Source organism: Streptomyces capparidis (assembly GCF_054782095.1).
In genome coordinates this window covers 87,328-112,852 of record NZ_BAAGTD010000026.1, presented here as the reverse complement: position 1 = coordinate 112,852, position 25,525 = coordinate 87,328, and the positions used below count along the sequence as shown (strand labels likewise).

Below are 25,525 nucleotides of genomic sequence, written 5' to 3'. Positions count from 1 at the left end.
CCAGATCCCGCCGGTGACCCATCCCCCTCCCGTCGGCGGAGGGCCGCGGCCCGGATGTGTGCCGGGCCGCGGAGCGGCGGGAGCGAAGGGACCGGCATGCACATTCAGATCGTCACCGCGGGCACGTACGGCTCCGTGGCGCCCTACACCGGGCTCGGGCACCGGCTGCGCGACGAGGGCCACGAGGTGGAGATCGTCACCCATGAGCGGTTCCGCGACGCCGTGGCCTGCTGCGGCCTGAAGGTCCGCGCCCTGTCGGCGGACCCGTTCGAGCAGTTGCTCGCCGCGCACCGCCGCGTCACCGGCTCCGGGCGCTCCCCCGCCGCCCTGTACACCCTGGCCCGCGCCACCGAGCGGGCCGCCGTGGCCCTGGTGGACGGGATCCTCGCCGCCGTCCACGACAAGACCGAGATGCTGCTGCTGTCCACCATCGCGGCGCCGATCGGCACCGTGGTGGCCGAGTACCACGGCATCGCCAGCATGGGCGTGTTCCTCCAGCCGGAGGAGCCCACCACCGCCTTCCCGCCGTGCGTGCTGGGCGGGCCGCGGGCGCCGGGGCGGGCCAACCTCACCCGGGGCCGGGCCGTCAACCTCGTCCTCGACGGGCTGTACGCCGCGGCCAACCGGCGGCTGCACACCCTGCTGGGCCTGCCGCGCCGCGGCACCCGCGCGCTGCGCCGCAGCCGGGCCGGCTCCGGATGGCCGGTCTGGCACGGGTTCAGCCCCGCGGTGGTGCCCAGGCCCGCGGACTGGCGGGAGGGGCTGCACGTCGCCGGGTACTGGTGGCCGCACCAGTGCCCGCGGTGGAGCCCGCCCGCGGAGCTGGCGGACTTCCTGGAGGCGGGGCCCGCTCCGGTGTTCGTCGGCTTCGGCAGCATGATGCCCGGCGACGCCGAGCAACTGAGCGCCACCGCGGCGCGGGCGCTGCGCCTGGCCGGGCTGCGGGGCGTGGTGCAGTCGGGGTGGGCGGGCCTGGAGGTGGCGGACGACGACGTGCTGACGGTGGGCGCGGTGCCGCACCACTGGCTGTTCCCGCGCACCGCCGCGGTGGTGCACCACGCGGGCGCCGGGACCACCGCCGCCGGGCTGCGCGCCGGGGTGCCCGCCGTCCCCGTCCCCGTCCTGACCGACCAGCCCTGGTGGGCGGCCCGCCTGGTGTCGCTGGGGGCGAGCCCGGGCGCGCTGCCGTACGGGCGGCTTACCGCGCCCCGCCTGGCCAGGCTGCTCACCCGGGCCACCCAGGAGCCCGCCCACCGGCGCAGGGCGGCCGCGCTGGCCGCCGTGCTGGCCGGGGAGGACGGGGCGGGGCGGGTGGCGCGGGCCGTCGCGGCGCAGGCGCGCTGAGGCGGGGCGGGCCTCGGGGGCGGACGATGACGACGCAGCGGATCGGACCCGGGCGGCTCGGCGGCGCCGTGCCCATGCCGCCGCTGGACGCCTGGCTGCACCGGCACCAGAGCAGCGGCGCGGTGTGCATGAACATCGGGCTGCTGATGTGGTTCCGGGGCGAGCCGCCGACGCCGGAGGAGCTCGCGGAGCGGGTGCGGCACCGCTGGGGCCGCTTCCCGCGGCTGCGGCTGGTGCCGGAGGAGGGCGGCGGCGCCTGGCCGCGGTGGGCCCCGGCGCGGGACGCGGACCCGGCGCGGCACGTGGTCGCGGCCTGGGGCCCGGCCGGGGCGGGGCCGGCGGAGCGGGCCGCCGCGCTGCTGGCCCGGCCGCTGCCGCACCGGCCCTCGGCGCCGCCGTGGCAGTTGCACCTGCTGCCCGCGCCCGAGGGGTTCGCCCTGCTGCTGCTGGCGCACCACGCCCTGCTCGACGGCATGTCCACGGTCACCCTGGCGCGGACGCTGCTGGACGGCCCCGGCGCGCACCCCGCTCCCCCGGCGGCCGCCCTGGTCCCCCACCCGCGGGTGGCGCCCGGCGCCCCGGTGCGCGCCGTGCTGCGCGCCGCGACCGATGTGCTGCCCAAGGGCCGCCCGCTGCCCATGCACCGGGAGGTGGACGCCCACCGGGTGCTGGCCTGGAGCGAGTTGCCGGAGAGCACCCTGCGGGCGGCCCGCGACGCGCTGCCCGCGGGACGGGCCACCGCCAACGCGGTGTTCCTCGCCGCCACCGGCACCGCGCTGCGCGCCACCGGGCTGCTGGGCCGCCGTCCCTGGCTGCCCGGGGTGTGCGCCATGGTGCCGGTGGACCTGCGCTCCACCCACGACGCGTGCGCCCTCGGCAACCACTACGCCACCATCCGGGTGCCGCTGCCGACGTCCGGCGGCCCGGCCGGGCGGCTGCTCGCGGTGGACGGCGCCGCCCGGCGGGCGCTGCGGCGGGGCCTGCCGCACGGCCAGGCCGTGCTGGTGGACCGGGCGCCGCGGGAGCACGGCGGGCTGCGGGAGCTGCTGGGCCGGTACGCCGACTCGCCGCGCTACGCGTCGCTGCTGTGCACCAATGTGCGCACCGCGGGGGGCGCACTCGCGCTCGGCGCCGCGCCCGCGGTGCGCATGACGCTGTTCCCCAGCCTGAGCCCCCGTCACCCGCTCGCGGTCTCCCTGACGACGCACGACGGCGTCGCGGTGGTGGGTGTGCTCACCGACCGCGCCCACGGCCACGCCGCGCGGCCCCTGGCGGACCGGATCCGCCGCGAGGTGGAGGACCTGCGGGCGGCGGCCCGCTGAGCGGGCCGCCGGTGACCTGAGCGTCCCGGCGCTCGTTCTCCACTGGGGCGGGGGGACGCGCCGGGTGGGCGGCGCGGGCACGGCGCGACCGGGCCGGGCGACACGGGGGCCCTTCCGATCCGGGCCCACCCGGAGCACCGGTGCCCGGGGCGCCGGGCGCACGGCACCAGTTCCGAAGCAGCAGACCCAGACCAGGGAAACGGAGACCGGCTTGTGACGACGCTGACGGCTACCAGGGAAGAACTCGTCCCGCTGACGTTCGGCGGCTACGCCTACGAGGGGCGGGTGCTGCGTCGGCCGGACGCGCGCCTGGCACCGGTGGTCCTGGTGGGCGGGGCCTTCCAGCACAAGACGGGCTGGGGGCGGGTGGAGCAGAAGTTCCTCGAGGAGGCCACGGTGATCACCGTGGACCTGCCGGGCGCGGGCACCGCCGACCGCCTGCCCCCCTCGTACGGCTTCGACTTCCTCACCGGGGCGCTCGACCGGCTGCTCACCGAGGTGGCGCCGGGCCCGGTCAACGTGGTGGGCGCCTCCTACGGCAGCGCGGTGGCGCACCGCTGGGCGCAGCGCCACCCGGGCCGGGCCAGGCGCATGGTGCTGGTGGGCACGATGGCCTGCCTGACGGACCATGTGCGCGCCCGGATGCAGCGCAGCCTCGACCTGCTCACGCAGGGCCGCAGGCCGGAGTTCGTGCGGTGCGTGCTGGAGTCGCTGGTGTGCGACGCGCCCGAGGTGGCGGTGGCGCGCCGGGCGGCGGTGGTCCGGAGCCTGTCGTCGGCGCTGCACGGCCTGTCCGAGCAGGAGGTGATCCGGTACCTGGACAACACCCGGCGGCTGCTGGCGCACCGCCCGGACCGCACCGCGCCGCCGGTCACGGTGCCGACCCTGGTGATGACGGGGGCGCACGACCCGCTGACCACCCCGGCGATGAGCCGCGAGGCGGCGGCGCTGTGCGCGGACGCCCGGTTCACCACGATCAAGGACGCGGACCACATGGTGCACCTGGAACGCCCGGCGGAGGCGGTGGACCTGATGCTGCGGTTCTTCACGGGGCGTCCGCTGGAGGACCTGGAGTACTGCCACCCGGTGGAGCGGGTCGCTCGCCCGTGCGGGTGACGGGATCACCCGTTCGGCGGCATCGTCCGAAACCACCGTGTCCACCGCGCGTTGTGCAGAGCCTCCGCCCCCCTCTGGCGGAGAAAAGGGTCCATGTCCATCACGCTCCTGAGAGGAAACGAAACCTCATGTCGCGTATCGCCAAGGCCGCCGCTGTGACCGCCACGGCCGGTCTCGTTCTCGCCGGCGCCGCCGCTCCCGCTTTCGCCGACGCCGAAGCCGACGCCGCGATCAAGGAATCGCCGGGCGTCATCTCCGGCAACGCCATCCAGATTCCGCTGCACGTGCCGATCAACATCTGCGGCATCACCGTGGACATCATCGCGCTGCTGAACCCGGCGTTCGGGAACGTCTGCATCAACAGCGACGACGAGCACGCGTCCAGCAAGACGTTCGTGAAGACCGCGAAGCTGGCGCACGGCGAGTTCAACGAGCACCACACCTCCGGCGAGTACCGCCGGTGAGACGTCCCCGGGCGCCCAGGTCGCCCGGGACGGCCCCGCCCGCCGGGTGATCAACTGCCCGCGGCATCCACGCCTCACCGCGTGGGTGCCGCGGCTTTTCGCGTTTTGGGGGTGTTTTCGCGGTCGGGGCGGGCGGGATCGCGCGGTCGGGGGGCCGTCGGCGTGCCCGCGGGCCGCACCGTGAGGGACAAGTGGTGGGGGACGGGGGCGGGGCGGGGGGGTTGCCGCCGGGACGGGGGCGGACAGGGGGCGCCGCAGGGGATCGGGCACAGCGGCTCGGGGCGCGGACGGGGTCGTCCGCCGGGGGTGCCGGCCGCGGCCCGGCGGAGTCCGCCCGCCGCCGCCGTGAGGGCGTCCGGGGTCGTGGGTGGTTTCCGTGCCCGCGGCGCGTGAGTGCGCATTCTGTTCGATTCCCCGGCGAGCGATTCCTCTTATCGCACTTTCACATGAGCCGTTACCTGCCGCCGCCCCTCACCAGTGCTCTGACCAGCACCTTTCCCGGCCGAAGGGGAGCGCGCCAGGCGCCTGCAAACCCAATCCCCGCGGACACCGCGCCACGCCGGAGATGGACTATCAGATCAATTGAACACTCTGATAGTTTGATCGCGCTGAATCGGGCATATGCGACATTACTCAGAAACCAACCATCCCATGATCTGATGATGCGTCGCCGCGCGCTCGACCGACTGTCCGTTTCCGTTGCCTACGGAGGCCCTGTGGCAACCTCACCGAACAGCGTCAAGCCAAGGACCGGCGAGGGCCGGGAGCCTCCGCACTCCCCCGACCGCACACCCTCCTGCTCCCCACCGCCCCCGTCGGCGGCGCCCTACGACTACGCGCGCTACTCCCAACTCGCCGGCCCGCTCGCCGAGCCGGATCCCTCGGTCCCCTACCGCGTGCAGTACCGGCGGCTGCTCTCCCGGCAGGACCACCCCGTCCGGGCCGGGATCCTGCTGGCCGCCGCCCCGGTCTTCTCCGCCGTACTGCTGGTGTGGCTGATGCTGCCGAGCCACTGGGTGCGCCGCGAGGACGCCCCGGGCTGGGCGGTCGCCTGCGACTGGACCATGCTCGTGTCGATCGGCCTCATCGAGACGTTCCGCCTGATCAATGTGGTGTCCAACGCGCACGCCACCCTGGTCGCCCGCGACCCCGTGCCCGTCGTCCCGCAGCCCGGCACCCGGGTCGCCTTCCTGACCTCCTTCGTCCCCGGCAAGGAGCCCATCGACATGCTCCGCGCCACCCTGGAGGGCGCGGTGCGCATCCGCCACCGGGGAGTGCTCGACGTCTGGCTGCTCGACGAGGGCGACGACCCGGAGGCCAAGGAGCTGTGCGCCAGGCTGGGGGTGCGCCACTTCTCCCGCAAGGGCGTCGAGAAGTACAACCAGCCCTCGGGGGGCTTCCGCGCGAAGACCAAGCACGGCAACTACAACTCCTGGCTGGACGCGCACGGCGACGACTACGAGTTCTTCGCCTCCGTGGACACCGACCACGTCCCGCTGCCGAACTTCCTGGAGCGGATGCTGGGCTACTTCCGCGACCCCGACGTGGCGTTCGTCGTCGGGCCGCAGGTGTACGGCAACTACACCTGCGCCGTCACCAAGGCGTCGGAGAGCCAGCAGTTCCTCTTCCACGGCCTGATCCAGCGCGCCGGCAACGCCTACGGCGCCCCGATGTTCGTCGGCACCAACAACTGCATGCGCATCAGCGCCCTGAAGGCCGCGGGCGGCCTGTACGACTCCATCACCGAGGACATGGCCACCGGCCTGGAGATCCACCGGCACCGCAACCCCGTCACCGGGCGCAGGTGGCGGTCGGTCTACACCCCGGACGTGCTCGCGGTCGGCGAGGGGCCCTCGGCGTGGACGGACTTCTTCAGCCAGCAGTTGCGCTGGAGCCGCGGCACCTACGAGACGCTGCTCAAGCAGTACTGGCGGGTGGCGCCGCGGCTGTCCCCCGGGCGCCTGCTCAACTACACGCTGATGGTCGTCTACTACCCGTCGGCGGCGCTGAACTGGCTGCTCGGCGGCCTGTCCTGCGTGCTGTTCCTGGGGCTCGGCGCCTCCGGGGTGCACATCCCCTCCGAGATCTGGATGATGCTCTACAGCGACGCCGCGGCCCTCCAGATCGGCCTGTACATCTGGAACCGGCGCCACAACGTCAGCCCCCACGAGCCGCAGGGCTCCTCCGGGGCGGCGGGCATGGTGATGTCGGCGCTGTCCGCGCCGGTCTACGCCAAGTCGCTGCTGGCCGCGCTGCTGCGGCGGCCGAGCCGGTTCGTCGTCACGCCCAAAGGCGACTCCTCCAGCCCCGACCGGCTGTCCACGTTCCGCATCCACCTGTTCTGGACCGCGGTCTTCGCCGGGTCCATCACCGCCGCCTTCGTCCTGGACCACCTGCACGCGGCGATGCTGACCTGGGCCGGTCTCGCCCTGCTGATGACGCTCATCCCCCTGTTCGTGTGGTGGGGGTCGCTGGCCGCCTCGCGGCGGCGCGCCGGCGACCGCTCCCCCGCCGACCGCCACCCGGCCGCACCCGGCCGTCTGATCCACCAGGGAGAGAGAATCCTTGAGGTACCGACCCAGCCCACGGCTCCGTAAGACCGTCGTCGGCGCGTGCGCGCTCGTGGTGCTCGCCACGATGAACGCGCCCGCCGCGACGGCGTTCGTCACCGACAAGTACCACGACTACCGGATCAACCAGCCCGGGTACCTGGCCTCCCACGGCCGCTGGGAGACGGTGGAGATCCCGGAGGAGTTCCGGGTCAACGCCATCCACGCGGCCCTGCTGCACACGGGCAAGGTCCTGCTGATCGCCGGCTCGGGCAACGACGAGGAGCAGTTCGACGCGGGCACGTTCAAGACGCTGCTGTGGAACCCCGCGGACAACTCCTTCGAGCTCGTCCCCACCCCCGAGGACCTGTTCTGCTCCGGGCACGCGCAACTGCCGGGCGGCAGGCTGCTGGTGGCGGGGGGCACCGCCCGCTACGAGATCCTCGAGGATGACGTGACCCGCGCCGCGGGGCTGATGCTGGTCAAGAACGAGGACCCGAACAAGGAGCGCCGCTTCCGCGCGGGCACCGTGTTCGTCGCGCCCGACGGGCGTCGCTACCGCTCGGTGCGCGCCTTCACCCTGCCGCCCGCCGCCAAGGTCGTGCACCGGGACGGCACGGCGACGGTCACCGCGAGCGAGGTGCGCACGTTCGTCGAGGCGGTGCGCGAGGGCCGCGCCCAGGTGCAGGCCCGGCCCGCCCAGTACCGGATCGCCGGGCTGAAGGGGGAGGACGCGCGCAACTTCTACGGGCTCGCCCGGAAGCTCACCATGGACAAGCAGGACTACCACGGCATCAGGTCGGCGTACGAGTTCGACCCGGTGGCGGAGCGGTACGTCCCGGTCGCCCCCATGGAGGACGCCCGCTGGTACCCGACGCTGGTCACCCTGGAGGACGGCCGGGTGCTCGCGGTGTCGGGGCTGAACGACATCGGCGAGATCATCAACGGCAAGAACGAGATCTACGACCCCAGGACCCGCACCTGGTCCGAGGGCCCGAGGCGCTACTTCCCCACCTACCCGGCGCTGTTCCTCACCAGGAGCGGCACCCTGTTCTACTCCGGGTCCAACGCGGGCTACGGCCCCGCCGACAAGGGCCGCAGGCCGGGGGTGTGGGACCCGCGGACGAACACCTTCACCCCGGTGCGGGGGCTGCGCCACCCCGGCCTGACGGAGACCTCCGCCTCCGTGCTGCTGCCGCCCGCCCAGGAGCAGAAGGTGATGCTGCTCGGCGGCGGGGGCGTCGGCGAGTCGGAGCGGTCCACGGCCCGCACCGCGGTGGTGGACCTGGACGCGCGGCGGCCCAGGTACACCCGGGGGCCCGACCTGCCCGTGGGCGGGGCGCGCTACCTGTCGTCGGTGCTGCTGCCGGACGACCGGGTGCTGACCGCCGGGGGGTCGTCGGACTACCGGGGGCGCGGCGCCTCCGACATCCACCGGGCGCACTTCTACGACCCGCGCACGAACCGGTTCACCCCGGCCGCCGACCCGAGGATCGGCCGCAACTACCACTCCTCCGCGCTGCTGCTGCCCGACGGGCGGGTCGCCACGTTCGGCTCCGACCCGCTGTTCGCCGACCGGAAGAACACCCGGCCCGGCAGGTTCGAGCAGCGGGTGGAGGTCTTCACCCCGCCGTACCTGTACCGGGACGGCCGCCCGGCGATCACCGGCGGCCCGCGGGAGGTCGCGCGCGGGGGCACCGCGTCCTTCCGCAGCCCGCGCCCGCGGGACGTGGCCGAGGTGCGGCTGATGCGGCCGTCCGCGGTCACCCACACCACCGACGTGGAGCAGCGGTCCGTGGAGCTGGAGGTCGCCCACGGCAGGCGGGCGTTCTCCGTGGAGATCCCCGAGGACCCGGCCCTGGTGCCGCGGGGCTGGTACATGCTGTTCGCCGTGGACCGGCACGGCACCCCGTCCGTCGCCCGCTGGGTGCACGTGGTCTGAGCGGTACCCGGCACCGCCGCCGCGCCCTCCCGGCACCGGGAGGGCGCGGCCGCTCGCGGGTCCGCCGCGCCGTCGCCCGCCCTTCCCCGTATCGGCCATTAGTGTGCTTTTCGCCTCTTCGTGTGATAGTGGCACTCGGTGACGGAAAACGGTACTAGGGGCACAAGTCGTGCCCCGGGCCACGTTCCGGCTCGCCTGTCCGCCGGTCCGCGCCCTCGTCACGATGTGGGAGCGCCCATGGCAATCCTGTGCCGCCCGGCGGTCGCCGTTCCGGAGCACGTCATCACCAAGGAAGACACCCTGGAGCTGGCCCGGCTGCTCCACAAGAGCCACCCCCAGCTCGCCCTGGCCCTGCGGCTGATCGAGAACACCGGCGTGCGCAAGCGCCACATCGTCCAGCCCATCGACGACACCCTGCGGCATCCCGGCTTCACCGAGCGCAACGCCCTGTACGAGAAGGAGTCCAAGGCCAGGGTGCCCGAGGTGGTGCGCGAGGCCCTGGAACACGCCGACCTCCGGCCCCGCGACATCGACCTGATCATCTATGTGTCCTGCACCGGCTTCATGATGCCGTCCCTGACCGCCTGGCTGATCAACCACATGGGTTTCCGCTCCGACACCCGGCAGATGCCGATCGCCCAGCTCGGCTGCGCCGCGGGGGGCGCGGCGATCAACCGCGCGCACGACTTCTGCACCGCCTATCCGGGTTCGAACGCGCTGATCGTCGCCTGCGAGTTCTGCTCCCTGTGCTACCAGCCGATGGACGTCGGCGTGGGCACGCTGCTGTCCAACGGCCTGTTCGGCGACGCCGTGGCCGCCGCCGTGATGCGGGGGCGGGACGGGACCGGGGTGAGCATCGAGCGCAACGGCTCGTACCTCATCCCGGACACCGTGGACTGGATCTCCTACGGGGTGCGGGACACCGGCTTCCACTTCCTGCTGGACAAGCGGGTGCCCAAGACCATGGAGCCGCTGGCCCCGGCGCTGCGGGACCTCGCCCGCGACCACCAGTGGGACGCCTCAGGACTGGACTTCTACATCGTGCACGCCGGGGGCCCGCGGATCCTGGACGACCTGTGCCGCTTCCTGCACGTGCAGCCCGAGGCGTTCCGGCACAGCCGGGCCACGCTCACCGAGTACGGCAACATCGCGAGCGCGGTGGTGCTGGACGCGCTGGCGCGGTGCTTCGCCGAGGGCGCGGTCCAGGCCGGGGCGCGCGGCATGATCGCCGGGTTCGGGCCCGGGATCACCGCGGAGATGAGCCTGGGCACGTGGACGGTGCGGGAGGAGGCCGCCGTGGCCGCCCGGCCGCCCGTCGCCGAGGCCCGCCTGGTGTGACGGGCGGCGCGGCGGGGCGGCCGGGGGCGCCGGTCAGGGGCGCGCCGGGGCGAGGGAGGCCAGGAAGTCGCCCAGGGCCCGGTTGAACACCTCGGGCCGCTCCAGGTTCGGCATGTGCCCGGCGCCCTCGACGACCGTCAGGGACGCCCCGGGGATCCGGTCGCGCAGGTACTCGGCGTCGGCCACCGGGGTGAACGCGTCGTCCCGGCCCACCACCACCAGGGCCGGCACGGCGACCCGGGGCAGCATGTCGGTGTAGTCGGGGCGCTCGGCGCGGCCGCGCAGGGCCGCAGCCGCGCCCTCGGGCGGGGCGCCGCGCATCATGCGCAGCACGTGCCCGGCGACGTCCGGCAGCGCCTCGACGTTGTACGGGGCGAGCATCCTCGTCAGCACCTCGTCGGCGTAGCCGCCCATGCCCTCCCGCAGCAGCCGGTCCGCCATGGCGTTGCGGGTGCGCCTGCCCTCGTCCGTCTCGGCCTGCGCGAAGGTGTCCGCCAGGACGAGGGCGCGCACCCGCTCCGGGAACTGCCGGTGGAAGTCCATGGCGATCTGCCCGCCCATGGACAGCCCGGCCACGACCGCGCGCTCCACCCCGAGGTGGTCGAGCAGGGCGGCGAGGTCCCCGGCCAGCACGTCCAGCCCCGCCACCCCGGGGACGACCTGGCTCCCGCCGTAGCCGCGCAGGTCGGGGACGATGGCCCGCCATCCGGTCGCGGCGAGGTGGGCGGTCTGCGGGGCCCACATGGACCGGTCGAACGGGTGCCCGTGGATCAGCAGCACCGGCTCGCCCGTGCCGTGGTCCTCGTAGGCGAGGGTGATCCCGTTGACGAACGCCGTACCGGCGGTGGCCGTGCTCAACCGTGTCAGCTCCCTCGTCGGACGGGGCCGCGCTGCGGCGGCCCGGCCCGGGTGACGGCCGGTCCTGGACGGGCCGGCGATTGCCCTGATGCTAGGGAGCGGAGTGGTTTCGGTGCAATGAATTACATTGTACTCGGTGCAATGTGGGGCGGGTGGCGGTTTCCCGCGGGGAGGAGGCCGTCGGGGGGCTCCGGGACTGCGGGGCGGCGGGGGGCTCGGGCGGGGCGGGGTCGCGGGTGCGGGCGCGCCGGGCCGCCCCGGTGCGCCGGGCGCCGCCGCCCCGGTTCCGCGCCGCGGTCGGGCCGGTGGGACAGTGTGGGCCCGGGGGCCGGGGTGCGGCCGCGGGGCGAAGGAGGGCGGGCGGTGCGGGAGGAGTACCGGCGGGTGGCCGACGCCGTGGCGCGGGACATCGCGGCGGGGCGGCTGCGGCCCGGGGAGCGGCTGCCGCCGCAGCGGGTGTTCGCCCGACGGCAGGGCATCGCGGACTCCACGGCCGGCCGCGTCTACCGGGAGCTGGCCCGCCGGGGCCTGGTCGTCGGGGAGGTGGGCCGGGGCACGTTCGTGCGGGCCGCGCCCGAGGCCGCGGGGCCCGCCCTGGCCGAGCCCGCCGACGCCAGGATCGACCTGGAGCTGAACCACCCGGTGGTGCCGGAGCAGTCCGCGCTGCTCGCCCGGGGGATGGCCCGGCTGCTGCGGCCCGAGCCGCTCGGGGCGGCGCTGCGGCCCGTGGGCGCGTCCGGCACCGCGGCGGCGCGGCGGGCCGTCGCCGGGCTGCTGGCCAGGGGCAACTGGGCGCCCGACCCGGAGCGGGTGCTGTTCGCCGGCAACGGCAGGCAGGCGGCGGCCGCGGCCGTGGCCGCGCTGGTGCCGCCGGGCGAGCGCCTCGGGGTGGAGGCGCTCACCTATCCCGTGGTCAAGGCGGTCGCGGCGCGGCTCGGGGTGACCCTGGTGCCGCTGGCGCTCGACGAGCACGGGCTGGTGCCCGACGCGCTCGCCGAGGCGCACCGCTCGGCGCCGCTGCGCGCGGTGTACGTGCAGCCCACCCTGCACAACCCGCTGGGCACCACCATGCCGGAGCGGCGGCGCGCGGCCCTCGCGCAGACCCTGGAGCGGCTCGGGGTGCACGCGGTGGAGGACACCGTGTGGGCGTTCCTGCGGGACGGGCCGCCGCCGCTGGCCGCGTTCGCGCCGGAGCGCACCGTGCTGGTGGACAGCCTGAGCAAGCGGCTGGCGCCGGGCCTGACGGCCGGTTTCGCCGTGGTTCCCGAGGCGCTCGCCGACCCGGTGGCCGCGGCGCTGCGCTCGGGCGCGTGGACGGTGCCCGGGCTGGCCCTGGAGGCGGCGACCGGGTGGGCGCTGGACGGCACCGCCGCCGCGGTCGCCGAGGCCAAGCGGCGCGACGCCGGGGAGCGGCAGCGGTTCGCCGCCCTGGCCCTGGCCGGCTTCCCGGTGCGCGCCGACCCGCACTCCTACTACTGCTGGTGGGAGCTGCCCGAGCCGTGGCGGGCGGAGACCTTCGTGGCCGCGGCGGCGCGCCGGGGCGTCGCGGTCACCCCCGGCGCCGCGTTCGCCGTCGGCTCGCCGCGGGCCCCGCACGCGGTGCGCATCGGCCTGGCTTCGCCCCCGCCCGCCGTCCTGGCCCGCGCCCTCCGGACCCTGGCCGCGCTGGCCCGCCGCGGCCCGGAGGACGCCGAGCCCGACTGACACGCGGCGCCCCGTCCCCGTCGCCACCACTCCCGGTCGTCCCGGCCCACAGGCGCTCCCCCGGCCCCCGCTCCCCGGTCACCGGTACCGCGGCACCGGTGGCTCCGGGACCGGGCCGAAGCGGCCCATCCAGCGTTCGTACACCCGCTCCCAGTGGCCGTTGCGGCGCATCCGGTCCAGGACGGCGTTGGCGAAGCGCACCAGGTCCGCGTTCTCCTTGGCGACGACCAGGCCGTGCGGTTCGAAGGTGAAGACCGGTCCGACGATCTTCGTCTCGGGGTCCTGGGCCATCAGGCCCTGGAGGACGTGCTCGGTGGTGGACACCGCCTCCACCTCTCCCAGTTGCAGCAGCACCAGGCAGTCCGTCCACTCCGTCGCCGCCACGGGCCGCACCGCCGGGCGGGCCCTGGCCAGCTCCTCGATGGAGGTGGTGCCGCGGGCCGAGCACACCCGCCGCCCGGCCAGGTCGGCCAGGGTGCGGGCCGCGGAGTCGCGGCGCACCAGGACGCGCTGGCCGTCGTGGAAGTAGTCGGCGGTGAAGGCGACGTGGCGTTTGCGCTCGCAGGTGATCGTCACCGAGTGGGCGACGATGTCCACCCGTCCCTCGGCGACCGCGGTCAGCCGCTCGGACGAGGGCAGGGTGCGGTACTCGACCCGGTCGGGGTCGCCGAGGATCGCGCGGGCGACCTCGCGCACCAGGTCGATGTCGAAGCCCTCGATGTCGCCGGTGGCCGGGTCGCGGTAGCCCCACAGGTAGGTGTTCTGGTCCACTCCGGCGATGAGCCGCCCCCGCTCGCGGATGCGCTCCATGGTGGAGCCCGCGGGCATCCGGCCGCCGGGCGGGGGCAGGGCGCCCGTCGGGCGGAGGCTGGCCAGGCGGTCGCAGCCCTCCTCGGCGGGGACCGCGGGGGCGGCGCCGGCCGCGGGGCGGGCCGCCGGGGCGGCCGTCCGGGCGGGGCCGGTGCCGCCGGGCCCCGAGGACGGCACGGCGGCCACGGCGGCCAGCGCGAGCGCCACGGCTCCCGATCCGACTCCGCGTCGCTTCACCCGGCCGCCCTCCACTCGCTCGTGGAACTCCCCCGTCGCTGATGGGGAGCCAGTGTGGCAGTTGCGGGGGCGGCCCGCGCCGCGGCCGCCCGGCCGTCCCCCCATCCGGTGGCCGCGTAACGTTTCGCCTCGGCGGACGGCCGCGCGGCGGCGGCGGGAGGGCTACCCTTCGGCGCCCGCCGAAGCGTGCGGCGCGCATCATGGAGCCCATGGAACGACCCGAGGCCCCCGGCCCCCAGCTCGCCCGGCTCGCCGCGCTGCTGGCCGACGAGACCCGCGCGCGGTTCTGCCTGGCGCTGCTGGACGGGCGGGCGTGGACGGCCGGCGAGCTGGCGCGCGCGGCCGGGGTGTCGCCGTCCACGGCGAGCGAGCACCTGACCCGCCTGGTGGCCGGGGGCCTGCTGGCCGAGGAGCGGCAGGGCCGCCACCGGTATCTGCGGCTGGCAGACGACCGGGTGGCGCAGTTGGTGGAGGACCTCGCCGCGCACGCCGCCCCCGCGGCGGTGCCGCCGCGCGGACTGCGGCAGGTGAGCGCGGACGCCGCCATGGCACGGGCCCGCACCTGCTACGACCACCTGGCGGGGCGGCTGGGCGTGGCGGTCACCGACGCGCTGCTGCGGCGCGGGCTGATCCAGCAGGACACCGGCTTCGCGGTGACCGCGGCGGGGCTGGACTGGTTCCGCGAGGTGGGCGCCGAGCTGCGGGCACCCGCGGGCAGCCGCAGGCCGCTGGCCAGGCCCTGCCTGGACTGGACCGAGCGCAGGCCGCACCTGGCGGGGGTGGCCGGGGCGGCCCTGTGCCGCCGGTTCCTGGACGGCGGGTGGTGCGTGCGGGTGGGCGGCCGGCGCGCGCTGCGGGTGACCGCGGACGGGCGGGAGGCGCTGCGGCACCTGCTCGGCGTCGGCGCGGCGGAGCTGGAGACGGCCGCCGCCTGAGCGCCGCCGCGCCTCCCGGCCCGGCGGCGGGCGGTCGGCCCACGCCGTGTCCCGGCGGCGGGCCGCCTCGGCGGGCAGCCGTGCCCCGGGGGTTTCGATCCCGTCGCCGCGGATACTCCGCAACGGGCCGCGGCCCCGCGGCCGGCCCGCCGGGGCGAGGCAGAGAGGCAGGAACCCCATGGACCCGCTGGACCGCAGCACGGCGGTCACCCTGCGCGTCAACGGCACCGCGCACCGTCTGACGCTGGACAACCGCACCACCGTCCTGGACGCCCTGCGCGAGCACCTGGACCTCACCGGCGCCAAGAAGGGCTGCGACCACGGCCAGTGCGGGTCGTGCACGGTGCTGGTGGACGGCAGGCGGATGAACGCCTGCCTGCTGCTCGCGGTGGCCCACGACGGCGCGGAGATCACCACCGTGGAGGGGCTCGCCGACCACGAGTACCTGCACCCGGTGCAGGAGGCGTTCCTGGCCAGGGACGCCTTCCAGTGCGGCTACTGCACGCCGGGGCAGATCTGCTCGGCGGTGGCCCTGCTGCGGGAGCTGGCCGAGGGCCGCCCCAGCGCCGTCACCGCGGCGGGCGCGCCCGCCGCGGTGAGCGACGAGGAGATCCGCGAGCGGATGAGCGGCAACCTGTGCCGCTGCGGCGCCTACCCGGGCATCGTGCGGGCGGTGGACGACGTGGCGCGGGCCGGGGCGCCGGCGGGCGGGGGAGGCACCGGATGAGGGCGCTGCGCTACCGGCGGGCCACCGACCCGGCCGCCGCGGTGGCCGCGCTGACCGCCGATCCCGCGGCCCGCTACCTGGGCGGCGGCACCAACCTCGTCGATCTGATGAAGCTCGGCGTGGAGAGCCCCGACCTGCTGGTGGACGTCACCCGCCTGCCGCACCACCGGGTGGAGACGGTGGAGGGCGGATCGCTGCGGATCGGGGCGGCCGTGCGCAACAGCGACCTGGCCGCCGACCCGGTGGTGCGCTCCCGCTACCCGGTGCTGTCGCAGGCGCTGCTCGCCGGGGCCAGCGAGCAGCTCCGCAACGCGGCCACGGTCGGCGGGAACCTGCTCCAACGGACCCGCTGCCTGTACTTCCAGGACCCCGGCAAGCCCTGCAACAAGCGCCGCCCCGGCTCCGGCTGCCCGGCCAGGGAGGGCGTGCACCGGGACCTGGCGATCCTCGGCGCCTCGGAGCACTGCGTGGCCACCCACCCCTCGGACATGGCGGTGGCCCTGGCGGCGCTGGACGCGGAGGTGCTGGTGCACGGCGCGGACGGCGCGTACGCGGTGCCGTTCACCGAGCTGCACCGCCTGCCCGGCGACAACCCCGAGCGGGACACGGTGCTGCACCACGGCGACCTGATCACCCATGTGGAGCTGCCGCCGCTGCCGGAGGCCGTCAACTCCGGCTACCGCAAGGCCAGGGACCGCGCGTCGTTCGCGTTCGCGCTGTCGTCGGTGGCGGCCGTGCTGGACGCGCCGGGCGGCACCGTGCGGCGGGTGCGGCTGGCGTTCGGCGCCGTCGCCCACAAGCCGTGGCGCGCCCGCACCGCGGAGGACCTGCTGCTCGGCGCGCCCGCCACACCGGAGGCGTTCGCCCACGCGGTGGAGGCGGAGCTGTCCGTCGCCGAGCCGCTGCGCGACAACGGGTACAAGGTGCCCCTCACCCGCCATCTGGCCGTGCGCCTGCTGACCGATCTCGCCGGGAGCTCGCGGTGACGGCCGCGGCGGCCCCGCCCCGCTCGGGCCCGCTCGGCGACCCGGTGGTGCGCCTGGAGGGCCGGGCCAAGGTCACCGGGGCCGCCCGGTACGCCGCCGAGTACACCCCGGACGACTGCGCCTACGCCTGGCCGGTGCCGGCGACGGTGGCCAAGGGCGCGGTGACGGCGGTGCACACCGGGCGGGCGCTGGCCGAGCCCGGCGCCCTGGCCGTGCTCACCCACGAGAACGCGCCCCGCCTCGGCGACGCGGGCGACGCGACGCTGGCCGTGCTCCAGTCCCCGCGGGTCGCGCACCGCGGCCAGTACGTGGCGCTCGCGGTCGCCGACACCCTCGCCGCGGCCCGCGCCGCGGCGGCCGCGGTGCGGGTGGAGTACGCGGCCGAGCCGCACGACGTCGTCCTGGAGACCGACCACCCGCGGCTGGCCGACGTGGCGGACGCGGGCCGGGAGCGCGGCGACTTCGACGCCGGGTACGCCGCGGCCCAGGTGCGGATCGACGCGGTGTACACCGTCCCGGCCCTGCACAACCACCCCATGGAGCCGCACGCCACCACCGCCTGGTGGGAGAGCGGGGCGCTGACGGTGTACGACTCGAACCAGGGCTCGACGCCGGTCCGGCAGGCCCTGGCCGCGCTGTTCCGGATCCCGCCGGACCGGGTGACCGTGCACGCCGAGCACGTCGGCGGCGGCTTCGGCGCCAAGGGCACGCCGCGGCCGCAGGTGGTGCTGGCGGCGATGGCCGCGCAGGAGGTGAACCGGCCGGTCAAGCTGGCCCTGCCGCGCAACCAGCTCGCCGCCGTCACCGGCTACCGCGCGGCCACCGTCCAGCGGATCCGCCTCGGCGCCGACACCGAGGGGCACCTGGCCGCGTTCGGGCACGACGTGGAGACCTACCGCTCCACGGTGAGCGACTGGGTGGAGCGCGCGGTGCAGGCGGGCCGCTCCCTGTACGCGGCGCCGCACCGGCGGATGCGCCTGCGCGCCGTACCGCTCGACGTGCCGAGCCCGTCGTGGATGCGGGCGCCCGGCGAGTGCTCGGGGATGTTCGCGGTGGAGTCCGCTATGGACGAGCTCGCCGTGGCGCTCGCGCTCGACCCGGTCGAGCTGCGGATCCGCAACGACACCGGCACCGACCCCGACAGCGGGCACCCGTTCGGCAGCCGCCACCTGGCCCAGTGCCTGCGGGAGGGGGCGCGCCGCTTCGACTGGGCGGACCGGGACCCGGCGCCCGCGATGCGCCGCGAGGGCCGGTACCTGCTGGGCACGGGCGTGGCCGCCTGCTCCTACCCGGCGGAGGTCGGCCCCTCGCAGGCGCTGGCGCACGCCGACCCGGCGGGCGGCTACCTGGTGCAGGTGGACGCCACCGACATCGGCACCGGCGCCAGGACGGTGCTGGCGCAGATCGCCGCCCGGGCGCTGCGGGTGGGCGTGGACGAGGTGGAGGTCGGCATCGGGTGCAGCGCCCTGCCGCCCGCCCCGGTCGCGGGCGGCTCCGCGGGCACGGCGTCCTGGGGCTGGGCCGTGGACAAGGCGTGCCGCGCGCTGCGCCGCAGGCTGGACGAGCTGGACGGCATGGTGCCCGGCGAGGGCCTGACGGTGCGGGCGGACACCGCCGAGGACGTGGCGGACCACGGCGCCCGGTACGCGCACCGGTCGTTCGGGGCGCAGTTCGCCGAGGTGCGGGTGGACACGGACACGGGCGAGACCCGGGTGCGGCGGCTGCTGGGGGTGTTCGCGGCGGGCCGCATCCTGAACCCGCGCACGGCCGCCTCGCAGCTCTCGGGCGGGATGGTGATGGGCCTCGGCATGGCGCTGACCGAGGACAGCACCATGGACGAGGGCTTCGGCGACCACGCCGAGCGGGACCTGGCCTCCTACCACGTCCCGTCCTGCGCGGACGTCCCGGACATCGACGTGCACTGGCTGCCCGAGGAGGACCCGCACCTGAACCCGATGGGCGCCAAGGGCATCGGCGAGCTGGGCGTCGTCGGCACGGCGGCCGCGGTGGCCAACGCGGTGCACCACGCGACGGGGGTGCGGGTGCGGGACCTGCCCGTCCACCCGGACCTGCTGCTCGAGGGGATGATCGCGCAGGGACGGCTGTGAGGGGGCGCCCCGGCGGCACCGGCAGGATGGGGCCATGTCCTCCCCCGACGCCGTCTCCCCCGACGCCTCCTCCCCCGACGCCGTCTCCCCTGGCTCCCCCTCCGGTGCCCCGGCCCCCGGTGTGCCCGCCCTCAGCCCGGCCCAGCGCCGTGCCGTGCTCGGCGCCGACCCCGGCACGGGGCGGCTGACGGCCCCTTCCGCGACCTGCGCCGCACTGCGGGCCAAGGGGCTGGCGTTCCGGCACTCCCGCACCCCCACGCACTACCTGACCCCCGAGGGGCGGGCGCTGCGGCAGCGGCTGCTCGCCCCGCCGGAGCCGCGGCGGCCCGCGCCGGGCGGGGCCGCGGCACCGGGCGGGGTCACGGCGGCCACCGGCGCGGCGGGCGGGGCGGCGCCGGGTCCCGGACGGGCCGCCGAGGCCGCCGCCGCGTGGGCGGCGCTGCTGGAGATCCGCCGCCTGCTGCACGAGGACACCGCGCTGCCCGCGGCGTGGGAGCGGGCGCGGCCGGTGCACGCGGTGGCGCTGGCCCTGGAGGCCGCGGGCCTGCCGCCGCGGACGGCGGGCGGCACCGGCTACACGGTCACCGGCCCGCCCGGCGCGGACGAGGTGCGGGTGGCGTGGGCGGCGCCCGCCGGGGCCGACGTGGTGGCCGCGCTGGAGGAGTGCGGCCGCGCGCTGGCCGGCCGCGGCTGGCAGGCCACCCGGCACACCGACCGCGCGGGCGCCGCCTTCCTGCTGGTGACCGCGCGGCGGCGGTGAGCGCGCCGGGGCGGGGCGCTACCGGTACTCGGCGAGGCGGGGCCGCACCGCCACCGGGACGGCGAGCAGGGCCAGGCCGAGCAGGGCCGCGGGCAGCGCGGGCCACGGGCCGAGGGTGTCCTCCGCCGCGCCGGTGCGGGAGGTGAACACCGCGGCGCGCCCGGCGGTGCGGGACTCCATGTGGAGGGAGAGGTCGTAGTGGTCGAAGGCGAGGTGGCCGCGCGGCACCTCGGTGAGCCGCTGCGCCGCCTCGTCCCGCCGGCCGCGCTCCACCAGGCTCGTCAGGCGGTCGTCGTCGCGGTGGAGGACCGCGAACCGGTCCAGGACCGCCCGGTCGGAGGGCACCAGCAGGCCCCGCATGGGCGTGCCGTCCGCCACGGCGGCCGACAGGCGCCGGGCGTAGCTGCCGTCGCCGGGGCCGGGGTCGGCCAGGCGCCTGGACAGCTCGGCGAACTGACGGCGGAACAGCGGGGCGCGGTCACGGTCGGCCGCGAGCCAGCGGCTCTGGAGGGCGCCCGCCTCCGCGGCGAGCGCCTCGGCGTGCGCGGCGCGCTCCCAGGGTCGCAGTCCTGACTCGCGCGCCGTCGCCATGTCGTCCGCGACCGAGGCGAGCGCCGCGGTGGTGGCGATCACCGCCGCCAGGGCGCAGGCGGTGGCGGCCAGCAGGGCCGGGTTGAGCAGACGTCGGTAGCGGCGGGCCAGGTCGCGCTGCCACCAGGCGAGGAGGCCGAGCACCGGCACCCCGGCGGCGGCGCACGCCCACATCGCGGTGCGCGCCCGGTCCTCGATGCGCCCGGCCGCGTCGTCCGCGCGCTGGGTGTGGTCGCGGGCGAGCACGGCGACCTCGGGCAGCAGGTCGTCGTTCATGACCTCGCTCGCCTGCCCGGAGAAGGCGACGGCCAGGGGCGGCGGATGGCCGGCGGGCCGCTTGGGCCTCTGGTCGTCGGCGTACTCCACTCGCCCGCTGAGCGCGTCGTAGCGGCCCAGCAGGTCCATGATCCGGGTCAGCCGCTCGCTGTCGTGCCCGCGCCGGCCCAGCTCGGCGAGCAGCTCGCTGATCTCGGTGCGGCGCTCCCTGGCCGTGATCAGGGCCATCTCGCGGTTGCCGACCTGGGTGCCGGGGTCGTCGGCGGCGTGCCCGGGGACGAGGGCGTTGGCGCGCTGGGCGTCCAGGTCGGCGAGGGCGACGTGCAGGTCGGAGGCCGCCCGGGCGAGCGCGTACTCCTCGCCGGCCAGCCGCCGCACGTCGTCGCGCACCGCGGTGCCCGCGGTCACGGCGAGCCCGCCCAGCACGGCGAGCAGCAGCGCCGCGGCGGCGGACTGCACCAGGAGCCGGACGGCTGGCGTCATGCGCGCCGGGGGCCTGCGCGGCGGCACGGGCGCGGCGACCGGTCCCCCGACCGCGGTCACCTCCGGGGCCAACGTCATGGCTCGAACGTAAGTGCCCCACCCGACCATCCGGTGGCCGGAGGGTGGCGCTCCGGTGACCTGGCGGTCACGGAGCGGTCCCACGGGGACGGCCGGCGGGCGCCTACGCGCCGACCCGCTCGTAGTACCAGCGCAGCACGGCCTCCGCGCCGGAGCCGTACGCCGTCATGATGCGCTGGTAGCGCGGGCCGCGCAGATCGCCGGCGACCAGCACCCGGGGGTACTGCGCCTCGGGCGGGCAGTAGCCCGTGGGGTCGCGCATCAGGGAGCCGCGGGGCGCGTTCGGCTTGACGCCGATGTTGAGGTACGCGACGGCCGCGGTGAGGGTCCTGGAGACGCGGTCGGCGCCGCGCGCCCTGGCCCGCACCTCGCCCCCGGCCTCCTCCCGGACGGTGACGTGGACCACCCGGTGCAGCGCCACCCGGTGGTCGCCGCGCACCTCCTGCGTCTTGTAGACGTCGGCGTCCGGGTGCACCACGTCGAACCGCGCGTCCGCGTCCGGGCGGCCGCGCAGCAGGGTGCCGAGCGGGCGGTCGCCGCCCAGCACCAGGGCCCGGCGCCCGGCGAGCGCGGTGAGGTCGGCCTCCCACAGGGGGCGCAGGGCCAGGTCCGGGGCGCAGGTGATCCAGTCCACGTCGCCCGGGTCGAGCGGGGCGACGCCGGTGGCCACCACGACGGCGTCGGCGGTGAGGGTGATGCCGGTGTCGAGGACCACGCGGGCGCGGTCCACGTCGGCGTCGATGTGCACGGCGCGCCGGCCGAGCAGGGTCTCGCAGGCGCGGGCGCGCCGGACGTCGGCGCGGATCGCCGCGGCGAGGTCCGGGCCGTTGGTGACGCCGCCCAGCACGTTGCCGAGCGACGCGATGGCCTCGATCCTGGCGCACAGCCGCTCCGCCTCGACGAGCACGCTGCGCGCGCCCAGGCTGGCGGCCATGACGGCGGCGGCGCAGCCCGCGGGGCCGCCTCCGACGATGACCAGGTCGGCGTCGAACCCCCGGCGCATGCGCAACCTCGCCTCCTGTCGGCGTCAGCCAGCCCCACTGCCCCGCTGCACGCGGAGGGTGTGCGGATCCACCGTATTGCGGGGCGGCGCTGCCCGGCAGGTCAGGGGGAGCGATCGGGCCGGTCTGCGTCGGCGTACGGGGGCAGGATGCCGGGGCCCTCCCCGACCACCCGCGCGGCGAGGTCGCGGAGCTTGACGTTGTGGTGCTGCGAGACGCGGACCAGGATGCGGAACGCCTGGTCCGGGTCGACGTCGAAGCGGCCCATCACCAGGCCGGTGGCCTCGCCGATGCGCTGCCGGGAGGCGAGGGCCTGCTCGAGGGTCTCGCGCAGCCGGACGCCGGTGAGGGCCACCGAGGCGTGCAGGGCGAAGATCTCCGCGAGCCGGGTGGCGTCGTCGTCGAAGGCGTAGGGGCGCGGGGCGTGCAGGTTGAGCGACGCCTTGACGCCGCGGCGGGCGGTGAGCCGGCAGGCCAGCATGCTGCCGACGCCGAGCCGCACGGCGCGGCGGGTGAACCGGGGCCAGCGGGACTCGCTGCGCATGTCCGCTATGCGCAGCACGGGCCCGGTGTCGATGGCGTCCAGGCACGGGCCCTGGCCGGTGTCGAACTGCGCCTGGTCACAGGCCCTGACCAGGTCGCCGGTGAGCGCGGTGCTGACCAGGGTGCCGTCGCCCCGGCGCAGGACCACCCCGGCGTGGGCGGAGCCGACGGCGGCCCTCGCGGTGTGCACCACGGCGCGCAGGGCCCCGTCGAGGTCGTCGTGGGCGTGCAGGGCTCGGGACAGCTCGGCGAACATCCACGCCGTCTCCGTCGCTCCGCCCCGCCGGCCGAGCCGCTCCCTTTCCACTCGTGCCTCCCAGTGCCGGGCGCCGTCCTTCGTCGGCGGGTCCCCGGGTCGTGCTCCTCAGGTGGTCTCACTGATCCCTGGTCAGAGCCCTACCCCGGGGCGGGGCGGGCACACGGGGGCGGGCGGGGCGGGCGGCGCGCTCGTGCGGAGGAGCGCCACGCTCCCCCGACAAAACGGGCAGCAGTCACTTCCCTTCACTCGCATCTCATCACCCTCTCGCGTTCACCGTTCCCCGGCGGCGGACGGCCCGCGGCGGGCCGCGGGAATGGCGGGGAATACCGGGGCCGGGAGCCCTGTGGCTGACGTCACGTTTCCCGCGGACGGCGCGCGGACTTCACACCGGGAACCGGCCGTTTTGGCGCTCCGTCAATTTCGCCGCTGAACTGCGGAAATTCGCCGGGGCGCGCCGCGCACCGGCCGCGGATTCGCGAAGCCCGTACGCAATTCCGTGACACAAGTCACGCACCCTTCTCTGCATAAGCCGCCGATTCGGACAAAACGACTCGCCCACCGAAGCGCCTATTTCATACCTAAACGGACTCCGCGGACGAATTCCTCGACTCTGCGTGACCCGGCCTCACGTTACGTGCAGGTGAACGCCGACCGGGCAATTCGGGGTTGCTTGAGGCGCCGCCGCTTGTGTGCTTTCTTTTCACCGGCCCTGCCGTCCCGACTCGCAGGGCCCCGCCGGTCGAAACGCCGAGTCCTGTCCACGACCGCCGCGGAAACCACAACCCACAAGGGCAGGAGTGGGGGACCCACAGGTTTGTGCCGGACCGCCCGCGATTCGCGGGAGTTCCGGCTTGGGGTGAAGCCGCGACAGCGGCCGGGCAACTCCAGCCCGAACCCGACAGCTCACCTCGCAGGCGTAGGAGAGGAACAGCACACCTATGTCCGCACGAGGACGTCATCGTCGCGCTCGCCGCAGCCTCATCAACACCACCCGGGTGACGCTCGCCCTCGCCGCGGGCGCCGGCGGCATCGCCCTGCCGGTCGCGGGGGCCACCACCGCGCACGCCGCCCCGGAGAGCACCTGGGACAAGGTCGCCCAGTGCGAGAGCACCGGGAACTGGAGCATCAACACCGGCAACGGCTTCTACGGCGGGCTCCAGTTCACCCAGAGCACCTGGGAGGCGTTCGGCGGCGCGAAGTACGCCCCGCGCGCCGACCTGGCCTCCAAGGCGCAGCAGATCGCGGTCGCCGAGAAGGTCCTGGCCTCCCAGGGCCCGGGCGCCTGGCCGGTGTGCTCGGTGCGGGCCGGTCTGACCAAGGCCGCCGCGGAGCCGGGCAAGACCGCCGAGGCGCCCGCCGCGCAGGCCCCGGCGCAGGCCGCCCCGCAGAAGCAGCAGGCCGCGCCGCAGCCGAAGCAGGCCGCCCCGCAGCCCGAGCGCCGCGAGCAGCGCCCCAGCCGCTCCGAGTCCCGGCCCGCCCAGGCCGCCGACTACACGGTCGCCAGCGGTGACACGCTCTCCCGGATCGCCGACGCCAAGTCCGTCGACGGCGGCTGGCAGCGGCTGTACTCGGCCAACCGCGAGGTCGTGGGCGACAACCCGAACCTCATCTTCCCGGGCCAGCGGCTGAACGTCCCCGGCGCCCAGCAGGCCTCGGCCCCCGCCGAGCGCTCCGAGGACACCGCGTCCCGCTCGGCGGCCCGCACGCCCGCCAAGCCGGCCGCTCCGGCCAAGCCCGCGGCCCCCGCGAAGCAGGAGCAGCCGCAGCAGGCCGCCGCGCCGGCCCCGGCCGCCTCCGGTTACGTCCGCCCGATCCAGGGCAGCCTCGGCACCGCCTACGGCGTCGCCGGCTCGATGTGGTCCAGCGGCCACCACACCGGCGTGGACTTCGTCGCGCCGACCGGCACCTCGGTGAAGGCCATCGCCTCCGGCACCGTCGTCAGCGCGGGCTGGGGCGGCGCCTACGGCAACGAGGTCGTCATCCGGCACGCGGACGGCAGGTACAGCCAGTACGCCCACCTGTCCTCGCTGTCGGTGTCGGCCGGGCAGACCGTCTCCGCCGGCCAGCAGATCGGCCTGTCCGGGGCGACCGGCAACGTGACCGGCCCGCACCTGCACTTCGAGGTGCGCACCTCCCCCACCTACGGCTCCGACCTCGACCCGATCGCCTACCTCCGGGCGCACGGCGTCAGCATCTGAGCCCGCTCCCCGAGCGCACGAAGGCCCCGCGGACCGATGTCCGCGGGGCCTTCCGCGCGCCCGGACCCGGCGGCGGCCTTCCGCCCGGGACAAGCAAAGGGCCCGGCCGGTGCGACGGGGGATGCACACCGGACGGGCCTGAATCATTTGTACCTCACGGGCCCCCGGTTGTGCAGCCCAGGAGCCGAAAAAATTCACCGGCCGATGGGATTCCGCGATCGGCTCGACCAGGATTCGAGCGGAACGGCGGATTCTCCTTGCGGCCTGCCCTGAACCCGGGGAACCCGGCGACGGCGACCGGGGACGGGTCGGGGGCGGCGGACGGGCGGCGAGCGGACGCGCGGCGGAGGGCAGGAGGTCCGGCCCGGACCGGGCACACACCCGACCGCGCCGCGCGGAGCCACCGCGCGGAACCGGCAGGACGGCACCACGGGCGGACCGCGCCGACGAACACCCCCCACACCCGCGGCAGGCGGACACACGACGGCAGACACGGAACCGGCCCCGAACCGCGCCCACGCGCCCGACCGTGTGCCGCGCGGAGCGCCCGCGCGCGACGGGCGGACAGGACGGCGGCGCGGACGCCGCACACAGGCGGACCGGACCGCGACCCGCGCCGACGAACAACCGCCGCACCCGCGGCGGGCGGACACGCGGCGGCGGGTACGGGGACCGGGCTCGGCCGCCGCGAACGGCCGCACCCGCCGCGGGCCGGGCGCCGCGGTCATACCCTCCGGGCGGGAGCGCCCGGCCGTGCGCGCGCCGAGACCGCGCCGGGCTCCGCGCCCGGGCAAGCGCCGAACGAGCATCCGTCAGGCGCGGCGGACGGACGCACGGCGACAAGGGACCGGCACCGCGCCCGGGCCCGCCCCGCGCGGCGCGGAGCACGCCGGGCA

19 protein-coding genes and 1 riboswitch are annotated in these 25,525 nt (G+C 76.2%); of the genes, 14 read left to right on the top strand and 5 right to left on the bottom strand.

The genetic code is table 11. The annotated features are described in order from the left end of the window. Nucleotides 1-96 precede the first annotated feature (96 nt). The 7 genes from ACYVO2_RS21575 (at nt 97) to ACYVO2_RS21545 (ending at nt 10,075) form a co-directional block, all read left to right on the top strand. A complete protein-coding gene (locus ACYVO2_RS21575; RefSeq protein ID WP_461009564.1) occupies nt 97-1,344 on the top strand; it encodes a glycosyltransferase in 1,248 nt (415 codons plus the stop codon). Nucleotides 1,345-1,370: 26 nt separating this feature from the next. Next, nucleotides 1,371-2,666, top strand: a complete 1,296-nt coding sequence (locus ACYVO2_RS21570) for a wax ester/triacylglycerol synthase domain-containing protein (RefSeq protein ID WP_461009563.1) — start codon at nt 1,371-1,373, stop codon at nt 2,664-2,666. 213 nt (nt 2,667-2,879) lie between these two features. Next, nucleotides 2,880-3,782, top strand: a complete 903-nt coding sequence (locus ACYVO2_RS21565; RefSeq protein WP_461009562.1) for an alpha/beta fold hydrolase — start codon at nt 2,880-2,882, stop codon at nt 3,780-3,782. A gap of 128 nt (nt 3,783-3,910) precedes the next feature. Beyond that, nucleotides 3,911-4,246: a chaplin gene (locus ACYVO2_RS21560; RefSeq protein WP_461009561.1), complete on the top strand. Its 336-nt coding sequence runs from the start codon at nt 3,911-3,913 to the stop codon at nt 4,244-4,246. A gap of 662 nt (nt 4,247-4,908) precedes the next feature. After that, nucleotides 4,909-6,843, top strand: coding sequence for a glycosyltransferase family 2 protein (locus ACYVO2_RS21555; protein ID WP_461009573.1), 1,935 nt, complete (start codon nt 4,909-4,911; stop codon nt 6,841-6,843). Then, nucleotides 6,812-8,737 (top strand): radical copper oxidase GlxA, encoded by a 1,926-nt coding sequence (gene glxA, locus ACYVO2_RS21550; RefSeq protein WP_461009560.1) that lies wholly within the window; start codon nt 6,812-6,814, stop codon nt 8,735-8,737. Before ACYVO2_RS21555 ends, glxA begins: the two co-directional genes overlap by 32 nt. 237 nt (nt 8,738-8,974) lie before the next feature. Next, a complete protein-coding gene (locus tag ACYVO2_RS21545; RefSeq protein ID WP_461009559.1) occupies nt 8,975-10,075 on the top strand; it encodes a type III polyketide synthase in 1,101 nt (366 codons plus the stop codon). A gap of 33 nt (nt 10,076-10,108) precedes the next feature. Here ACYVO2_RS21545 and ACYVO2_RS21540 read toward each other — a convergent pair whose 3' ends face one another. Continuing rightward, a complete protein-coding gene (locus ACYVO2_RS21540) occupies nt 10,109-10,933 on the bottom strand; it encodes an alpha/beta fold hydrolase (protein WP_461009558.1) in 825 nt (274 codons plus the stop codon). 363 nt (nt 10,934-11,296) lie between these two features. Between ACYVO2_RS21540 and ACYVO2_RS21535 the strand changes: the two genes are divergently transcribed. Beyond that, entirely contained in the window at nt 11,297-12,637 is a 1,341-nt protein-coding gene (locus tag ACYVO2_RS21535; protein WP_461009557.1) for an aminotransferase-like domain-containing protein, read from the top strand. A 78-nt stretch (nt 12,638-12,715) separates the two neighbouring features. Here ACYVO2_RS21535 and ACYVO2_RS21530 read toward each other — a convergent pair whose 3' ends face one another. Next, on the bottom strand, nt 12,716-13,684 hold the full coding sequence (locus ACYVO2_RS21530) for a glutamate ABC transporter substrate-binding protein (protein WP_461009556.1): 969 nt from the start codon (nt 13,682-13,684) through the stop codon (nt 12,716-12,718). Nucleotides 13,685-13,893: 209 nt separating this feature from the next. Here ACYVO2_RS21530 and ACYVO2_RS21525 point away from each other — a divergent pair, with 209 nt between their 5' ends. The 5 genes from ACYVO2_RS21525 (at nt 13,894) to ACYVO2_RS21505 (ending at nt 19,200) form a co-directional block, all read left to right on the top strand. After that, nucleotides 13,894-14,619 carry an ArsR/SmtB family transcription factor gene (locus ACYVO2_RS21525; RefSeq protein ID WP_461009555.1) on the top strand — a complete coding sequence of 242 codons (726 nt, stop codon included), beginning with the start codon at nt 13,894-13,896 and terminating at the stop codon, nt 14,617-14,619. Nucleotides 14,620-14,797: 178 nt separating this feature from the next. After that, the gene (locus tag ACYVO2_RS21520; RefSeq protein ID WP_461009554.1) at nt 14,798-15,346 is read left to right on the top strand and encodes a 2Fe-2S iron-sulfur cluster-binding protein; all 549 of its coding nucleotides are present in this window, start codon (nt 14,798-14,800) and stop codon (nt 15,344-15,346) included. Continuing rightward, the gene (locus ACYVO2_RS21515; protein ID WP_461009553.1) at nt 15,343-16,332 is read left to right on the top strand and encodes an FAD binding domain-containing protein; all 990 of its coding nucleotides are present in this window, start codon (nt 15,343-15,345) and stop codon (nt 16,330-16,332) included. Before ACYVO2_RS21520 ends, ACYVO2_RS21515 begins: the two co-directional genes overlap by 4 nt. Next, nucleotides 16,329-18,440, top strand: a complete 2,112-nt coding sequence (locus ACYVO2_RS21510; RefSeq protein WP_461009552.1) for a xanthine dehydrogenase family protein molybdopterin-binding subunit — start codon at nt 16,329-16,331, stop codon at nt 18,438-18,440. Before ACYVO2_RS21515 ends, ACYVO2_RS21510 begins: the two co-directional genes overlap by 4 nt. Nucleotides 18,441-18,474: 34 nt before the next feature. Next, the gene (locus ACYVO2_RS21505; protein WP_461009551.1) at nt 18,475-19,200 is read left to right on the top strand and encodes a hypothetical protein; all 726 of its coding nucleotides are present in this window, start codon (nt 18,475-18,477) and stop codon (nt 19,198-19,200) included. A gap of 18 nt (nt 19,201-19,218) precedes the next feature. Here ACYVO2_RS21505 and ACYVO2_RS21500 read toward each other — a convergent pair whose 3' ends face one another. The 3 genes from ACYVO2_RS21500 to ACYVO2_RS21490 all read right to left on the bottom strand — a co-directional run bounded on the left by ACYVO2_RS21500 (nt 19,219) and on the right by ACYVO2_RS21490 (nt 22,428). Beyond that, nucleotides 19,219-20,628, bottom strand: a complete 1,410-nt coding sequence (locus tag ACYVO2_RS21500; RefSeq protein WP_461009550.1) for a hypothetical protein — start codon at nt 20,626-20,628, stop codon at nt 19,219-19,221. Between the two features lie 103 nt (nt 20,629-20,731). Beyond that, on the bottom strand, nt 20,732-21,631 hold the full coding sequence (locus ACYVO2_RS21495) for an FAD-dependent oxidoreductase (protein ID WP_461009572.1): 900 nt from the start codon (nt 21,629-21,631) through the stop codon (nt 20,732-20,734). A gap of 101 nt (nt 21,632-21,732) precedes the next feature. Continuing rightward, entirely contained in the window at nt 21,733-22,428 is a 696-nt protein-coding gene (locus tag ACYVO2_RS21490; protein WP_461009549.1) for a GAF and ANTAR domain-containing protein, read from the bottom strand. Between the two features lie 758 nt (nt 22,429-23,186). After that, nucleotides 23,187-23,361: riboswitch (cyclic di-AMP (ydaO/yuaA leader) on the top strand. A gap of 8 nt (nt 23,362-23,369) precedes the next feature. On the opposite strand from ACYVO2_RS21490, the gene ACYVO2_RS21485 reads away from it, so the two are divergent. Further along, the gene (locus ACYVO2_RS21485; RefSeq protein WP_461009548.1) at nt 23,370-24,629 is read left to right on the top strand and encodes a transglycosylase family protein; all 1,260 of its coding nucleotides are present in this window, start codon (nt 23,370-23,372) and stop codon (nt 24,627-24,629) included. Nucleotides 24,630-25,525: the final 896 nt, after the last annotated feature.

Excerpts from the sequence above, each read along its gene's own strand:
- ACYVO2_RS21490 (WP_461009549.1), bottom strand. The coding sequence starts at position 22,428 with ATGTTCGCCGAGCTGTCCCGAGCCCTGCACGCCCACGACGACCTCGAC.
- ACYVO2_RS21485 (WP_461009548.1), top strand. The coding sequence starts at position 23,370 with ATGTCCGCACGAGGACGTCATCGTCGCGCTCGCCGCAGCCTCATCAAC.
- ACYVO2_RS21520 (WP_461009554.1), top strand. The coding sequence starts at position 14,798 with ATGGACCCGCTGGACCGCAGCACGGCGGTCACCCTGCGCGTCAACGGC.
- ACYVO2_RS21555 (WP_461009573.1), top strand. The coding sequence starts at position 4,909 with ATGCGTCGCCGCGCGCTCGACCGACTGTCCGTTTCCGTTGCCTACGGA.
- ACYVO2_RS21545 (WP_461009559.1), top strand. The coding sequence starts at position 8,975 with ATGGCAATCCTGTGCCGCCCGGCGGTCGCCGTTCCGGAGCACGTCATC.
- ACYVO2_RS21570 (WP_461009563.1), top strand. The coding sequence starts at position 1,371 with ATGACGACGCAGCGGATCGGACCCGGGCGGCTCGGCGGCGCCGTGCCC.
- ACYVO2_RS21505 (WP_461009551.1), top strand. The coding sequence starts at position 18,475 with ATGTCCTCCCCCGACGCCGTCTCCCCCGACGCCTCCTCCCCCGACGCC.
- ACYVO2_RS21575 (WP_461009564.1), top strand. The coding sequence starts at position 97 with ATGCACATTCAGATCGTCACCGCGGGCACGTACGGCTCCGTGGCGCCC.
- ACYVO2_RS21560 (WP_461009561.1), top strand. The coding sequence starts at position 3,911 with ATGTCGCGTATCGCCAAGGCCGCCGCTGTGACCGCCACGGCCGGTCTC.
- ACYVO2_RS21515 (WP_461009553.1), top strand. The coding sequence starts at position 15,343 with ATGAGGGCGCTGCGCTACCGGCGGGCCACCGACCCGGCCGCCGCGGTG.
- ACYVO2_RS21495 (WP_461009572.1), bottom strand. The coding sequence starts at position 21,631 with ATGCGCCGGGGGTTCGACGCCGACCTGGTCATCGTCGGAGGCGGCCCC.
- ACYVO2_RS21500 (WP_461009550.1), bottom strand. The coding sequence starts at position 20,628 with ATGACGTTGGCCCCGGAGGTGACCGCGGTCGGGGGACCGGTCGCCGCG.
- ACYVO2_RS21525 (WP_461009555.1), top strand. The coding sequence starts at position 13,894 with ATGGAACGACCCGAGGCCCCCGGCCCCCAGCTCGCCCGGCTCGCCGCG.